Here is a 13,821-nt window from a genome sequence, read left to right on the forward strand (position 1 = left end):
AAAGCTGGGTCTGAAATGAAGGCGACTACCCTGCGCATAGGCGATGGTCATTGGGTGATCGCGATTGATTTCACACGAGGTTCGGGAGACAGAATGCGGCAGCAATCAGCCCGGCAAGAGTCGCATGGAAATCAACAGCATTAGAGACCGAGCCCAGGGCGTTACGGATGGACCGGTTTCTGAAGCCGAGGTTGAATTCGCGCGGGAGATTCTACGATCCCAAACTGGCAACATCGGAGACGCCCTCTATATCGTCGGCTATTGCGGTGCCCCAGCTGATGCTCAGTTGATCGAAACCTATCTCCATAACGAGGAGAAGGATGTCTACGGAGATCTCGCGCTCAAAGCACTTTGCCGCTATCTAGGCCTTGTTGTCTGGTACCGGGACCTGATCGTTAAGTTTGTTTTCGCCGATGATGATACTGACTTCTACGGAAGCAGGCTTGCCGGCATACAGGTGGCATCCGATTACCTGAAGAAAAGACGCGATAGCCTGATCGCAGGCAAGCTTGTCTCCATTTTCCGCGATCTGCAGGATAAGGAGCGCAACGCGGCGCGTTATGCCCTTGTCGAGACACTTGGTCTGCGCAGTGTAATTGCCGATCCGTTCCGGCTTTCCGACAATGTTCCAGACGAAGACGCGCCTCGAATAGTCGAGGAAGCGTGCCGTCAGTTCGGACTCAGCCTTGGCGACCACGCAGCAGTCTCGGCCTGAAAGCCTGGCCAACTCTCGCGGCCGCTGTCGAAATACGACACCTGCCGTATGTCGCCGGCTCGACAAGCGTCCTAGGCCAGATCTCCCGCACTCAGGCGGGAGGTACACATCCAGGAGATAAACAATGAAGATCATGATCGCCGTAGTGGCATCCCTCGCGATGGCGAGTTCCGCCTTTGCCGCCGTCTCGTCGACGTCCGTCGAGAAGCCGGCATCGGTCAAGGCCAAGCAAGTTGAGTTGGCATTGGGCAAAAACCGTTCGGGCCAGACGACGCCTTCGAGCGGCAGGACCTTTCGTTAGTCCGGCGTCATGCAGAAGGGCGGCCGAGGTCGCCCTGAATGTCTGCACTTTACCGCCGGGCGGGAGGCGGTGATGTCATCGCCAAGGCCGCGCGGGTGTCACCTTTCACCGGCAATTCGCCGGTGAAAATCTGGTAACCAAGATGAAAATCGAGTGAGCCAGCCCCTTGAACCTCTAGTCACTAGAGATTGCAACCTGCGAAAAATGCGTCGCGGAGAGTGGGTGGAGATCAGACAGGCCGCCTGACCACAAGCGCCGCATTGTCATTTCGCGCGCTCAGAGGTTCCGATGTTCACCACCCTTCCCGCCATCCTGATGCTCGTCGTCGGTCTTTTCACGCTGGCGCTGGCGGTCCTTCGCCGTCGACAATCCGGCCGCTCGCCCGTGGTCTTGACCTACGGCGACGACGCGGAAGGCTTTGCCGGGAAACTCTTTCGCGTGATCGTGGCAGTGCTGGTGGTTCACCTGCTGGCAATTGCCGCCTTTCCCGAAGCAGTCAACGCCGCGCTCGGCCGGATCCCGCTGCTCGACACCCCGTCCATCTCCGCAATCGGCCTTGCCCTCATGGCGCTTGGCGGCGGGCTGACGATGCTGTCGCAATGGGCGATGCGGCATTCCTGGAAGATCGGCATCCCCGAAAAACAGGACGCGCCGCTCGTCACCTCCGGCCTCTACGCGTTCTCGCGCAACCCGATCTATGTCGGCATGGTGACGGCGCTGATCGGCACGGTGCTGGCCGTTCCCAACGTCATCTCGGTCGCGCTGGCGCTTTCCGCCTGGATCTCGATCTCCTACCAGATCCGCATGGAGGAGACGCACCTCTCCCGCGCCTTCGGCGAGGCGTATGGCGTCTATTGCCGGCGGGTCCGGCGCTGGGCCTGACGGATATCCCGCCCTCAGTCGGCGATGCTTTCAGCGTCGGCCGAACGGAACGATTGGCCCCGGCGGATCAGGAAAACGGCCGAAAGACCGGCAACAACGCTGGACACGTCAAGCACGAGGAATGAGGTCACCGAAATCGGCACGACCTTCCACAGGATGCCTTGATTCAGGCTATACGCGATCCCACCTCCGACGAGAAAGGCCGAGAGTGAGAGGGTGACCACTGCAACACTCGACCGGACGGCTCTGTTCTTGAGAAAGTGATGGAGCAGCATTGTCATCAATGCCACGACCGCCCAGACCCGGTAATTCAAGAGCCATGTCTCGGCGGCGCCGACCTGCATAGCGCTGTCGAGGAACCACTGCGGCGCGATGCCAAGCATCGGTGCGGCGGCGGCGAAAAGACTGTAAAAGACCGCCGCTGCCGCCGGCGCAGCAAAGCCGGCGATCAGCAAGGCGCGCATCAATCCGCGCACCGAAGTGGCCTGCAGCGTACCCTGCTCGCCGATGCCGCGGCGCCCGGGAAACCAGATCGCGGTGCAGATGGCAGCTGACAGGGCACCGACAAGGCCACCGAAAGGTAATAGAAACGCCTGATTGCTGGCGGTGTCATCTGCGTAGTCAAACAGAAGCGTAAATATCGCGCCGACGTGCAAGCCGACGAAAAAGGCGAAAAGCCAGGCCGAACGGCGTGAGCGATTGGGTGTGAGCGCAAGAACCAGCGTGGCGCTGATTGCCGCCGCGTAAGCGCCACCGTAGTAGTATCGCAGCACTGCCCACAGCAGTTTCGATGCACCGAGGGCGCTTTCCGGACTGAAGAGCATCTCAAGAAACATCAGCGGGACGATAACGATCACGGGCCCAGCGAGAACGGAAAACCAGAAATAGCGCTCCTCCGCCCGCAGCTGGCGATTACGAACGAGGGCGCGCTCGCCAGGCGAAACTGGAGTGAGCCTCGAAGCGGTCGTTGCCCCCGGTTCGCCAACGGCTCTATTGCGTTTTTGGTCCAGCCCCTCGCGCAGGAGCCATAGCGCCAAGCTCGCAGCAGCCATGAGCGCACCCACTCCAGCGATCACCTGGAAGCGGGACTCCAAAAAAATGTCAGTGAGCACCGGATAAGGTACGGCAAATCCACCCGGGTCCCAGCTCGCGAAACACATGGTCAGAACGTAGACCCCGATCAGGCCGGCAACAGCGGTGAAACCACACGCCAACGAAAGCGCCAGCAGCAGCCACGCGCTGCGGACATATCGGCTGAGCGCGATCGTCAGCCGCGCCGCAATCATCGCCGGGAAAGTACTCAGGAAAGGAGCAAGAAACTCCGTAGGGTAGCGCGCAGTCGATATCGCGACGTAGTAGACAGCAGCACAGAATGCCACCAGCGCTGCCGTCGTCCAGGCTGCAAAGGTAAGATAGTCCCTTTCAAGGCGCCTGCGCCAATCGTCATCAACCTGCATGTCGCCCCCGCTTGCCGCAACCATTTCGTGTATCAGGATTACGGCTTGACTGAGGCGAACATTCAGGGAACAAATTTGCGAGCGGCGCGTGATACCAAGCTCAAAACACCGCCAGCAACAGCGCCCCCGCAGCGATGAAGGCGACGCCGAGCCAGTTGATCAGGTTGAGCTTCTCGCCGAGAAACAGGACGCCGAAGATGGCGACCATGACGATCGAGAGCTTGTCGATCGGCGCCACCCGCGCGGCATCGCCAAGCTTCAGCGCCCGGAAATAGGCGAGCCACGAGGCGCCGGTGGCAAGGCCCGACAACGCCAGGAACAGCCAGGTGCGCCCCGGGATTTCCGAGGGCTTCTGCCATTGCCCTGTTGCAGCAACGATGCCGGCGAGCACGAAAAGGATGATGACCGTTCTGATGAGCGTGGCGAAGTCGGAGTTGATCTGCGCAACCCCGACCTTGGCAAACACTGCCGTCAGCGCCGCAAAGGCCGCCGACAGCAGCGCCCAGAACTGCCAGCTCTGGCTCATCAGAATTCGACGCCCTTCTGCGCCTTGATGCCGGAGCGGAAGGGATGCTTGATCAGCTCCATTTCCGTCACCAGATCGGCCGCCTCGATCAGATCTTCCTTGGCGTTGCGGCCGGTCAGGACCACGTGGGTCATGTGCGGCTTTTCTTCCTTCAGGAAGCGCACGACTTCGGCCACGTCGATGTAATCGTAGCGCAGTGCGATGTTGATTTCGTCGAGCAGCACCATCGAGTTGCGCTCGTCGCGGATCAGTTCCTTGGCCTTCTCCCAGGCCTTTTCCGCCATCGCCACGTCGCGGGCGCGGTCCTGTGTTTCCCAGGTAAAGCCTTCGCCGAGCGTGTAGAACTGGCAGACATCGCCGAAATGTTTCTCGATCAGGTCGCGCTCGCCGGTCTCCCAGGCACCCTTGATGAACTGCACGACGGCGCAGGGCATGCCATGGGCGATGTGGCGGAAGATCATGCCGAAGCCGGCGGTAGACTTGCCCTTGCCCTTGCCGGTGTTGACGATGATGAGACCCTTCTCGTCGGTCTTCGTCGCCATGATCTTTTCGCGGGCGGTCTTCTTCTTCGCCATCTTCATCGCGTGACGCGCGTCGTCCTTCTCGGCGACGCCCTCACCCGTGCTCACCACATCTTCGCTCATGACGTTCTCCTGATCCTGTGATTCCATCGTCGGACCCGGGCGTAATGCTGACCGCGATCCCATTCTTTGCACTTGCGCAACTCCGTCCGGAAAACCGCTTGGCGGCTTCCTGACTTGCTCATTCGTTTCCGGCGCGAAGCCGCACTGCCGCCGTCGTGCGGCCGCTCAGTTCAAACCGCGCCGAGTTGGAGCGCGGGGTCCACAGATTGCGGTCGATCGCCTCCAGCAGCCGCTCGGAAAGCTCGGCCAAGGCCGCCGGGTTCTTGTCGCGCAGGAAGTTTGACACCCGCTCATCGACGATGAACGCCTGGTAGGCCGCCTCAAAATGATGGTCGCGCACCGCCCCCGTCGTCGCGGCGAAGGCGAACATGTAGTCGACCGTTGCGGCGATTTCGAAGGCACCCTTGTAGCCGTGGCGCATGACGCCATCGATCCATTTGGGATTGACGACGCGGGCTCTGACCACACGGCCGATCTCTTCTTCCAACGAGCGGATCACCGGTTTTTCCGGCCGGGAATGGTCGTTGTGGTAGATCGCCGGCTTCGTACCGCTCAGATGCTCGGCGGCAAGGCTCATGCCGCCTTCGAACTGGTAATAGTCGTCGCTGTCGAGCAGGTCATGTTCGCGATTATCCTGGTTCTGGACGACAGCCTCGATGGTGCGCAGCCGCTCTTCGAACAGGTCGCGTTCAGCCTTGCCCTCCTCGCCGGCGCCATAGGCATAGGCGCCCCAGGTGAGATAGGCGTCGGCGAGATCGGCGCGTTTGTCCCAACCCTTTTCATCGATTAGTGCCTGCAGGCCGGCGCCGTAGGCACCGGGCTTGGCACCGAAGACGCGGTAGGAGGCGCGGCGCGCTGCCTCCGGCGGTTCGACACCTGAGGCCTCCAGCCGCTGCGTCTCGGCACGCATGCGCGCGGCGATCATGTTGTCGGCGTCGTCTTCCTCCAGCGCGCCGACGGCACGGATCGCCTTGTCGAACAGCGCGATCTGGTCCGGGAAGGCATCGCGGAAGAAGCCGGAAATCCTGAGCGTCACGTCGACGCGCGGCCGACCGAGCACCGCAAGCGGCACGATTTCATAGCCCATCACCCGGCGCGAGATCATATCCCAGACGGGCTTGGTGCCGATCAACGCTAAGGCCTGGGCGATGTCGTCGCCGCCGGTGCGCATGTTGGCCGTGCCCCAGGCCGTCAGCCCGAAGGAGGACGGCCATTCGCCATGATCCTGCAGATAGCGGCGGATCAGAAGCTCGGCGGATTTCTTGCCGAGCTCGTAGGCCGCCGGCGTCGGCACGGAGCGGCTATCGACGGAGTAAAAATTGCGCCCGGTCGGCAGAACGTCGGGCCGCCCTCGCGTCGGCGCGCCGGATGGTCCGGGCGCCACAAAGCGTCCATCGAGGCCGGTCAGGAAACCGGCCATTTCGGCAGCACCCGAGTTGACGATTGACGGTTTCAACCGTGCCTCGATCTCCCCAAGCACAGCGCGGGTGGCCGCCCAGTCCTCGGGCGCCGGCGTCTCGGCACACACGAACGCCGCCGCCAACAGCTCGATGCGTTCGACCGTATCGCCGGCCGTGCGCCAGGGCTGGTCGGAAACCTCGGCAAGCAGGTCCGCGCGCAAGCCGGTCCAGGCATCGGACATCACGCAATCGAGCGGATCGAAGCCGAGTGCGGCATCCGCGGCGATCGCCCGCTGCAAGCTCTGGTCACAACCTTCGCCGAGGCCGCGCGGCACGCGGGCGAGCGCCACCGTCAGGTCGGTCAAGAGCCGCCCCTCCGGCGCCACGCCGAAGATGTGCAGGCCGTCGCGGATCTGCATTTCCTTGAGGTCGCACAGATAGGCGTCGAGCTTTTCCAGCGCCTTGTCGTCGCTGTCGCCCTTGTCGATGCCGGCATCGTGGTCGAGGCCGATATCGCGCACGAGGTCGAGGATCTGACGGCTCAAGAGCCTCAGCCGTCGCGGATCGCCGCCGGCTGCGTCATAGTATTCGTCGACCAGCGCCTCGAGGTCCTTGAGCGGCCCGTAGGATTCCGCTCGCGTCAAGGGCGGCGTCAGGTGGTCGATAATGACGGCGCTGGTGCGGCGTTTCGCCTGCGTGCCCTCACCCGGATCGTTGACGATGAAGGGGTAGACATGCGGCAGCGGCCCGAAGATCGCCTCGGGATAACAGGTCTCCGACAGCGCCAAGGCCTTGCCCGGCAGCCATTCGAGATTGCCGTGTTTGCCCATGTGGACGATCGCCTGCGCTCCGAACTGGTTACGCAGGTGGGCATAGAAGGCGAGATAGCCATGCGGCGGCACGAGGTCCGGCGAGTGGTAGCTTTCCTTCGGATCGATGTTGTAGCCGCGCGCCGGCTGGATGCCGACGACGACATCGCCGAAGCGGGCGAGCGGCAGCGCAAACACGCCGTCGACGAAGAACGGATCGGTTTCCGGCGCGCCCCAGCGGCCGCTCACCTCATCCTGAATCTGTTTCGGAAGCGAATCGAAGAACACCTTGTAATCGCTCAGCGAAATTGTTTCGCGAATCTCGCGGTCACGGCTGGCCGCATTGGTCGGCCCGGCCATGAGATAGCGGATAAGCGCGTCGCCATCCTCCGGCACGCCGGTCACGAGATAGCCCTCGCTCGCCATGGCACGCAGCACTTCGACGGTGCCCGCCGGAGTGTCGAGCCCGACGCCGTTGCCGAGCCGTCCGTCGCGGTTGGGGTAATTGGCCATGATGATGGCGATCCGGCGTTCGGCCGGCCTTGCGCGGCGCAGCCTCGCCCAGTTGACGGCGAGCCTCGCAGCAAACCGCACCCGGTCGGCAAGCGGCTCGTGCCCGACGATGTTAGCTTCCACCTTGGCATCGTAGATCGAGGCCGCCTTGAAGGAGACGGCGCGCGCGAGGATGCGGCCATCGACCTCGGGCAAGGCGACGTTCATGGCAAGATCGCGCGCCATTAGCCCCTGCGGCGAGGTCGCCCATTGCGCCCGCGACGACCCCGAGAAGATCACCTGCAGCACCGGCGCGCCGGTCGATTCCAGCACGGTCGGCTGCCGGTCGGCGCCGGGAGACGAGACGGCAAAGCCTGTGGCGTTCATCACCACGTCCGGTGCAGCTTCCGCAAAGATCGATTGCAGCGTGCCGACCGAAACGGCATCCTTCAGGCTGGCGACGAACAGCGGCAGCACGCGCATGCCCTCAGCGGCAAGCGCCTCGATCAACGCCTCGACCGGCCGCGTCTCGCCGCTCTGCACCAGGGCGCGATAAAAGCAGATCCCGATGGTCGGGGGTTCGAATCCCTCCCCGGCGACCGTCCTTTCCCGGACACGGGTCTGCCATTCGCTGACGCCGATGACGCCCGCCCCCGGCCACCAGATACCAGCCTTCAACAGAGGTTTTGCCGGCTGCGGCTTTTCCGCACCGGAGATCAGCGCCTCGGCATAATCGAGGAACAGTCCGGCATTGTCGGCGCCACCTTCGGTGAAATAGGCCCAGAGGCGCTGGCGATCGTCGGCTGCAACGGTCGAGAACGGCTCCAGCCCCGGATCGGGCTTGTCGTCGCCCGGCAGCACCGCGATCTGGAAGCGGTGGGTGACGGCGGCGGCATGCAATGCTTCCAGCACGTAACGGAAATAGCTGGCGCCACCGAGCGGCCGGACCACGATGAGCCTGGCATGCCGCGCCGTGCGCTCGACGTAAGTGTCGACCGACATCGGGTGCATGAGGTTCATCAGGCTGGCGATACGCAGACTTGCCCCATCGTCGCGCCGACCATGGGCCGCGGCGATCGAGGAAAGCTCGGTGTCGGCGGCCGACAGGAAAAGCACGTCGGCCGGCGTTTGCCCCAGATCGATCGCTTCGTTGCCGTCGGCGATCGTTCCTTTCTGGGCGAGAAGCAGATGCATTGTTCTATCCGTTCAAGCAGTTCCAGGAAGGTTTCTTCCTGGATCTACGTTGCTTCAAGGCGTCAGGCGAGCGCGGTGATGGCCGCGCGCACCGCAGCTTCGTCCATGTCGTGCAGGCCGATGACGACGAGGCGCGTTCCGCGCTTCTCGCCGGCAGCCCAGGCGCGGTCGTAATACTGGTCGATGCGGGCGCCAACAGCCTGGATCAAGAGGCGCATCGGCTTGCCGGGCACATCGGCAAAGCCCTTGAGGCGCAGCACGTCGTGCTCGGCAATGACACCCTTGAGGCGGTCGATAAAGGTGGCCGGATCGGCGATCGCGCCGAGCTCGACAACGAAGCTGTCGAACTCGTCGTGAGAATGCTCCTCGCCCGCTTCATGCTCCATCTCGTGGTGCGACTTGCGGTTGGCGATATCGCTTTCCGTGCCGACGCCAAGGCCGAGCAGGATGGCCGCGGCAACTTCGCCGTTCTTGGCTTCGATCATGGTCGGCTTGCGGCTGGTGCGCGAAGCCACTTCGTCGCGCACGGCCTTGAGGCCCGAGGCGTCGATCAGGTCGGTCTTGTTGAGCACGATCAGGTCGGCGGCGGTCAGCTGGTCCTCGAACAGTTCCTCGATCGGGCTTTCGTGGTCGAGATTGTCGTCCTCGACGCGCAGCGCATCGACCTTGTCGTGGTCGTCGGCAAAACGGCCAGCGGCAACGGCAGCGCTATCGACCACGGTGACGACGCCGTCGACAGTCACTTCGCTGCGGATATCCGGCCAGTTGAAGGCGGCGATCAGCGGCTGCGGCAGCGCCAGACCCGACGTTTCGATGATGATGTGGTCAGGACGGTTTTCGCGCTCGAGCAGCTTTGTCATGGTCGGGATGAAATCATCGGCAACCGTGCAGCAGATGCAGCCATTGGTGAGCTCGATGATGTCGTCTTCCGAGCAGGCTTCCGCGCCGCAGCCCTTCAGGACGTCGCCGTCGACGCCGAGATCGCCGAATTCGTTGATGATCAGCGCGATGCGCTTGCCGTCGGCGTTCTGCAGCAGGTTGCGGATCATCGTCGTCTTGCCGGCACCGAGGAAGCCAGTGATGACGGTCGCCGGGATCTTGCCCTGGTTGGCTCTCGCAGTGGTCATGGATCAACCCTTCATTTTCAGCGGCAATCCGGCCGCGACAAAGTAAACTTCCGCGGATTTCTCCGCAACGATCTGGTGAAGCCGGCCGGCATGGTCGCGGAAGTCGCGGGCCATGCGGTTCTCGGGCACGATGCCGAGGCCGACTTCGTTGGAAACAAGGATGAGGCGCGCCCGAGCCTCGGGCAGAAACGCGGCAAGGGCAGCGAACTCCGCCGCCATGTCGCGTTCTTCCATCATTAGGTTGGTGACCCAAAGCGTCAGGCAGTCGACGAGCACCACGCGATTTTCGTCGTCGATGCGTGTCAGCAGCGAGACGAGATCGAGCGGCTCCTCATGCGTCGTCCAACCTTCGCCGCGCCTTTCTTTGTGATGGTCGATGCGCTCGCGCATCTCGTCGTCCCAGGCCCGGCCGGTCGCGACATAATGCATGGCGAGCCCAGAGGCTTCGACGAGCCTTTCGGAGAAGCCGGATTTGCCGGAACGGGCACCGCCGAGGACCAGAACCGGCCCGGCATGGGAATTGCTCATGTGCGTTGCGGCCTCACGTGCTCGGTCGCGAGTTCGAGCGGCAACAGCATCTCACCGCGCCAAAGGCGCGTTCGGAAAATGGTCGATAAGCCAAGACAACCTCCGTGATGGCGTGGGAAGCGGGCTTCCCTTCGGGCGGAATGCCCCTGTCGGACGGCAGGTCTCCTGGCTCACGGCGTCACGCGCCCAGACATCGCTTCGCGTCGTGACGCGAAAAACAACGCAAGGGCCCGAACGGCCCGCCTCACCTTCCCGGCGTTTTCATGTTTCGTGAAAGGCGGACGATTCGTAGAAGAAGAGGCGTCCAACCCGGCTGATCACGAAGCCACGCCAGTGGCTTTTCCGGCTGAATTCCGAACCGCCTTCGATTGCCCATGCAATCCAGAGGTAGCCGGTCTTCAGCCCGATGGCGAACCCTGACCGTTCTACAGTCGCGGGGTCGGCTGCGATAAGGATGCCCGATTTGGGTCCATCCGTCACATTCCCAATTATTCCCCCGCATCGCCACGATCCGGGGAAACCATCCAACGTCAGATGATTAGGAAGCGGGCGGTGCAAAGTCAATCGACGCGTGCGACACCTCCCCGGCCGAATTGCGTCGCGCGACGATTTGCCGAACGCGAAGTACCCCGGGGCCGCAAGTCGTCGTCACACGGCATAAGCGCTGCACCACGGCGGCGAACTTCATTTTAGCGATTGCAGATAATGCGATAAACTAGCCCAACAAGAGGCTTCGTTGATCCGGTAGGCAAATGGAACGCAGGCTCGCCGCCGTGATGATTGCCGACGTTTCCGGCTATGGACTGCTCACCCAAGCCGACGAGGAGGGTACATGCGCGCGATTTCAGGCCGATCTGCACGACCTGTTCGAACAACGGATCGCCGCGCACCATGGACGGCTGATCAAGACCATGGGCGACGGGTTGCTGGTCGAGTTCCACAGTGTCGTCGAAGCGGTCCGTTGCGCGGTGGAGGTTCAGCGCGCGAAATCCGATAGCCGCGGCTCCGAAGAGGGGCGGCTGGAATTTCGCATCGGCATCAATCTTGGCGATGTCATCGTTGAAGGCGACGACATTCAAGGCGATGGCGTGATCATTGCCGAGCGCCTGCAGAGCCTCGCCGAACCGGGTGGGATCGTCATTTCCGGCACCGCCTACGATCAGGTCGAGAAACACCTCGATGTCCGTTTCGTCTCTCTCGGCGAACAACGCCTGAAGCATATCGAAAAGCCGGTTCGGGCTTATCGCCTGGCGCTGAACGAAGCCCACGCGGGCAGCGCGAAAGCCGCAACGCGCCGCATGACGCGCTGGCCGGCACTTGCTACATCCGCGGTCGTGCTTGTGGCGGCGAGCGGCGTCGCCTGGTGGCAGCCGTGGGAGCCACCCGTGGAAACGCCCCAAGTCCGACTATCGAACCTGAGTGTTCCGGACAAACCGTCGATCGCGGTGCTTCCGTTTGCCAATGTGAGCGACGATCCGAGGCAGGAGTATTTCGCCGATGGCATGACCGATGGGCTCGTCACCGAGCTCGCCCAGGTCTCCGGCCTGTTCGTGATCGCGCGCAACTCGACCTTCACCTACAAGAACAAGGCGGTGACACCCAGGCAGGTGTCCAAAGAACTCGGCGTCAGATACGTGCTTGAAGGCAGTGTGCAGCGTGCCGGAGAGCAACTGCGGATCAATGCCCAGCTCGTCGATAGTCTCAGCGGCGGCCACGTTTGGGCCGGAAAGTTCGACGGTTCACTGTCCGATGTCTTTGCACTACAGGACGAAGTGATGCGCGGCATTGCCGACGCGCTGGCACTTCGGCTGGACCCGGACCAGCAGATGGCCTCCGGGCGCAAGGAAACGATGGTGCCTGCGGCCTTCGATGCGTTCCTGCGCGGCTGGGAGCATCACCGTCGCACGACCCCGGAGGACTTTGCAAAGGCAGTGCCCTATTTCGAGCAGGCGATTGCGCTCGATCCCGCCTATGGGCGCGCCTACGCCGCCGCGGCCATGGTCTACGCGCGCATCTGCATGTGGCGCTGGCATTATCAGCTGGGTATCTCGCGGACCGAAGCGAGAGCCAAGGCGACGCAATATCTGCGGATCGCCCAGAAGCACAAGACAGCGCTCGCCTATCAGGCGTCCGCTCTCCTGTCCGAAGCGGACTGGCAATATGCCGACGCGCTGGCCGCACTCAAGGAAGCGATCGCGCTTGAACCGGGCGACTCCTGGAGCTACGCGCTGACGGCCCTCGTGCTGACCTCCGTCGGCCGTCCGGCGGAGGCCCTGCCCTACATCCGCACGGCCATGCGCCTCGATCCGCATTCTCCGTCCTTCTTCATCTACGTCCTTGGACTGACGCAATTCGGCCTCGAGGATTTCGAGGCGGCAGCGGCAGCAACGAAGCGCAGCATCGAACTCAACCCTCAGGATGACGGCTCATTCCTTCTTCTTGCCTCCGCTTCCGGGCACCTCGGTCGCCGCGCGGAAGCGGAGGCGGCCATAACCCGTTTCAACGGGCTTCGCCTCGCACGCGGCGGCACTGCGGCCAGCATCGCGACGAGCCCGCCCCTGGACCTGGCGACGCAGGAGGACAGCGCGCGCTTCTATCGGGGACTGCGGCTGGCGGGCCTGCCCGAGACCTTGATGAACACCGACTTCATCGCCGCCAACAGACTGGAAGCCGACGAAGCCCGCTCACTTCTCCTCGGGCATCGGCTGCATGGACGCATGCTGGATTCGGGCGAGGAACACGAGGCTGTGATTTCGATCGCGGGCATGGCCACTCTGACGGGAGACTGGGCCTCCATCGGCGCCGGTCGCATGACGGACGTCGAGGTCAAATTTGACCGGGACGAGGTTTGCTTCCTGTGGCTCAAGACAACGAACCTGTGCGGGACGGTGCTGCGAAATCCCGGAGGACTTCGCGCCAAGGAAAACGAGTTCATATGGTATCACGGCGACAGGGCCTTCACGTTCTCGCAGGTCCCCTAGCAGCTCGATATCGACACAAGTGCCCCTTGTGGCATCCCCGCGCATTTGCCGGCGTGCCAAACTTCAGGACACGCACTGCCGTCGCCCGTCGACCGGAGCCAGATCGATCGCAAGCGCCTGCGGATGATTGTTGGCGGCCATATCGGGCCCCAAACGGCGGAGTCCGTCTGTCGAAACGCAGCGATCAAGCAGGAACGTATGTCAACCTCATCACGTCTTCGCCAACGTGATCGGTGGAAACAAGGCGCAGTGGTGGTCGCGGGCCGGCGAAGAATGGCGTGCCGCTACCAAGCACGACGGGGTGGAAGTAGAGCCGATACTCATCGATAAGGCCGAGTTCGGTCAGGCTTCGCGCCAGATCCGGTCCGGAAACGGCGATCTCTCCAGTGAGCCGGGCTTTCAGGCCACCGATCACCGCCTCAATGTCACCTTCGACAAGCGTGGCGTTGGGGCCGACAGACTTCAACGAGCGTGACACGACCCACTTCGGCTGGCGTCGCCAAGCCGCTGCGAACGCCTGCCGCTCCGTATCCCATTCAGGATGGTCTTCGTCCCAGTAGCGCATGATCTCGTACATGCGGCGACCGTAAACGCTGCCGGTCAGGCCACGCACGTGGTCTATCCAGTGACGAAAGAGCACGGGGCCAGGCGCGAACCCCTGGTAGTCGACATAGCCGTCCAGAGACTGGTTCATTCCAAACACAAGCTTCGCCATGCTGCAAACCTCCCGCGGGTGGTCAGAATAGCGTGAGGCGACAGGACGCA

Annotated in this window: 11 protein-coding genes and 1 riboswitch; of the genes, 4 read left to right on the forward strand and 7 right to left on the reverse strand. The window is 62.8% G+C overall.

Annotated elements, in window-relative coordinates:
• Positions 1–124 precede the first annotated feature (124 nt).
• The 3 genes from AC1Q80_RS09380 to AC1Q80_RS09390 all read left to right on the forward strand — a co-directional run bounded on the left by AC1Q80_RS09380 (position 125) and on the right by AC1Q80_RS09390 (position 1,898).
• Positions 125–715, forward strand: coding sequence for a hypothetical protein (locus AC1Q80_RS09380; RefSeq protein WP_492360232.1), 591 nt, complete (start codon positions 125–127; stop codon positions 713–715).
• 124 nt (positions 716–839) lie between these two features.
• Positions 840–1,016: a hypothetical protein gene (locus tag AC1Q80_RS09385; RefSeq protein ID WP_492360233.1), complete on the forward strand. Its 177-nt coding sequence runs from the start codon at positions 840–842 to the stop codon at positions 1,014–1,016.
• 288 nt (positions 1,017–1,304) lie between these two features.
• Positions 1,305–1,898 (forward strand): methyltransferase family protein, encoded by a 594-nt coding sequence (locus AC1Q80_RS09390; RefSeq protein ID WP_209791381.1) that lies wholly within the window; start codon positions 1,305–1,307, stop codon positions 1,896–1,898.
• 14 nt (positions 1,899–1,912) lie between these two features.
• Here AC1Q80_RS09390 and AC1Q80_RS09395 read toward each other — a convergent pair whose 3' ends face one another.
• From AC1Q80_RS09395 to cobU, 6 genes are all read right to left on the reverse strand, one after another.
• On the reverse strand, positions 1,913–3,355 hold the full coding sequence (locus AC1Q80_RS09395) for a hypothetical protein (protein ID WP_492360234.1): 1,443 nt from the start codon (positions 3,353–3,355) through the stop codon (positions 1,913–1,915).
• Positions 3,356–3,455: 100 nt separating this feature from the next.
• The gene (locus AC1Q80_RS09400; protein ID WP_173420275.1) at positions 3,456–3,881 is read right to left on the reverse strand and encodes an EamA family transporter; all 426 of its coding nucleotides are present in this window, start codon (positions 3,879–3,881) and stop codon (positions 3,456–3,458) included.
• Positions 3,881–4,525 carry a cob(I)yrinic acid a,c-diamide adenosyltransferase gene (cobO, locus tag AC1Q80_RS09405; protein WP_112815655.1) on the reverse strand — a complete coding sequence of 215 codons (645 nt, stop codon included), beginning with the start codon at positions 4,523–4,525 and terminating at the stop codon, positions 3,881–3,883. The genes AC1Q80_RS09400 and cobO overlap by 1 nt, the downstream gene beginning before the upstream one ends.
• Positions 4,526–4,643: 118 nt before the next feature.
• Positions 4,644–8,420, reverse strand: a complete 3,777-nt coding sequence (gene cobN / locus AC1Q80_RS09410; protein WP_492360235.1) for a cobaltochelatase subunit CobN — start codon at positions 8,418–8,420, stop codon at positions 4,644–4,646.
• A 62-nt stretch (positions 8,421–8,482) separates the two neighbouring features.
• Entirely contained in the window at positions 8,483–9,547 is a 1,065-nt protein-coding gene (cobW, locus tag AC1Q80_RS09415; protein ID WP_492360236.1) for a cobalamin biosynthesis protein CobW, read from the reverse strand.
• Positions 9,548–9,550: 3 nt separating this feature from the next.
• Positions 9,551–10,075: a bifunctional adenosylcobinamide kinase/adenosylcobinamide-phosphate guanylyltransferase gene (gene cobU / locus AC1Q80_RS09420; protein WP_492360237.1), complete on the reverse strand. Its 525-nt coding sequence runs from the start codon at positions 10,073–10,075 to the stop codon at positions 9,551–9,553.
• 138 nt (positions 10,076–10,213) lie between these two features.
• A riboswitch (cobalamin riboswitch) is annotated at positions 10,214–10,615 on the reverse strand.
• A 212-nt stretch (positions 10,616–10,827) separates the two neighbouring features.
• Between cobU and AC1Q80_RS09425 the strand changes: the two genes are divergently transcribed.
• Complete coding sequence (locus AC1Q80_RS09425) at positions 10,828–13,056, forward strand: adenylate/guanylate cyclase domain-containing protein (protein WP_492360238.1); 2,229 nt, start codon at positions 10,828–10,830, stop codon at positions 13,054–13,056.
• A 184-nt stretch (positions 13,057–13,240) separates the two neighbouring features.
• On the opposite strand, the gene AC1Q80_RS09430 is transcribed toward AC1Q80_RS09425, so the two are convergent.
• Complete coding sequence (locus tag AC1Q80_RS09430) at positions 13,241–13,771, reverse strand: dihydrofolate reductase family protein (protein WP_492360239.1); 531 nt, start codon at positions 13,769–13,771, stop codon at positions 13,241–13,243.
• Positions 13,772–13,821: the final 50 nt, after the last annotated feature.

The organism is Ensifer sp. GW823-FHT05D09, assembly GCF_058795755.1.

Excerpts from the sequence above, each read along its gene's own strand:
- AC1Q80_RS09380 (WP_492360232.1), top strand. The coding sequence starts at position 125 with ATGGAAATCAACAGCATTAGAGACCGAGCCCAGGGCGTTACGGATGGA.
- AC1Q80_RS09385 (WP_492360233.1), top strand. The coding sequence starts at position 840 with ATGAAGATCATGATCGCCGTAGTGGCATCCCTCGCGATGGCGAGTTCC.
- AC1Q80_RS09390 (WP_209791381.1), top strand. The coding sequence starts at position 1,305 with ATGTTCACCACCCTTCCCGCCATCCTGATGCTCGTCGTCGGTCTTTTC.
- AC1Q80_RS09395 (WP_492360234.1), bottom strand. The coding sequence starts at position 3,355 with ATGCAGGTTGATGACGATTGGCGCAGGCGCCTTGAAAGGGACTATCTT.
- AC1Q80_RS09400 (WP_173420275.1), bottom strand. The coding sequence starts at position 3,881 with ATGAGCCAGAGCTGGCAGTTCTGGGCGCTGCTGTCGGCGGCCTTTGCG.
- cobO (WP_112815655.1), bottom strand. The coding sequence starts at position 4,525 with ATGAGCGAAGATGTGGTGAGCACGGGTGAGGGCGTCGCCGAGAAGGAC.
- cobN (WP_492360235.1), bottom strand. The coding sequence starts at position 8,420 with ATGCATCTGCTTCTCGCCCAGAAAGGAACGATCGCCGACGGCAACGAA.
- cobW (WP_492360236.1), bottom strand. The coding sequence starts at position 9,547 with ATGACCACTGCGAGAGCCAACCAGGGCAAGATCCCGGCGACCGTCATC.
- cobU (WP_492360237.1), bottom strand. The coding sequence starts at position 10,075 with ATGAGCAATTCCCATGCCGGGCCGGTTCTGGTCCTCGGCGGTGCCCGT.
- AC1Q80_RS09425 (WP_492360238.1), top strand. The coding sequence starts at position 10,828 with ATGGAACGCAGGCTCGCCGCCGTGATGATTGCCGACGTTTCCGGCTAT.
- AC1Q80_RS09430 (WP_492360239.1), bottom strand. The coding sequence starts at position 13,771 with ATGGCGAAGCTTGTGTTTGGAATGAACCAGTCTCTGGACGGCTATGTC.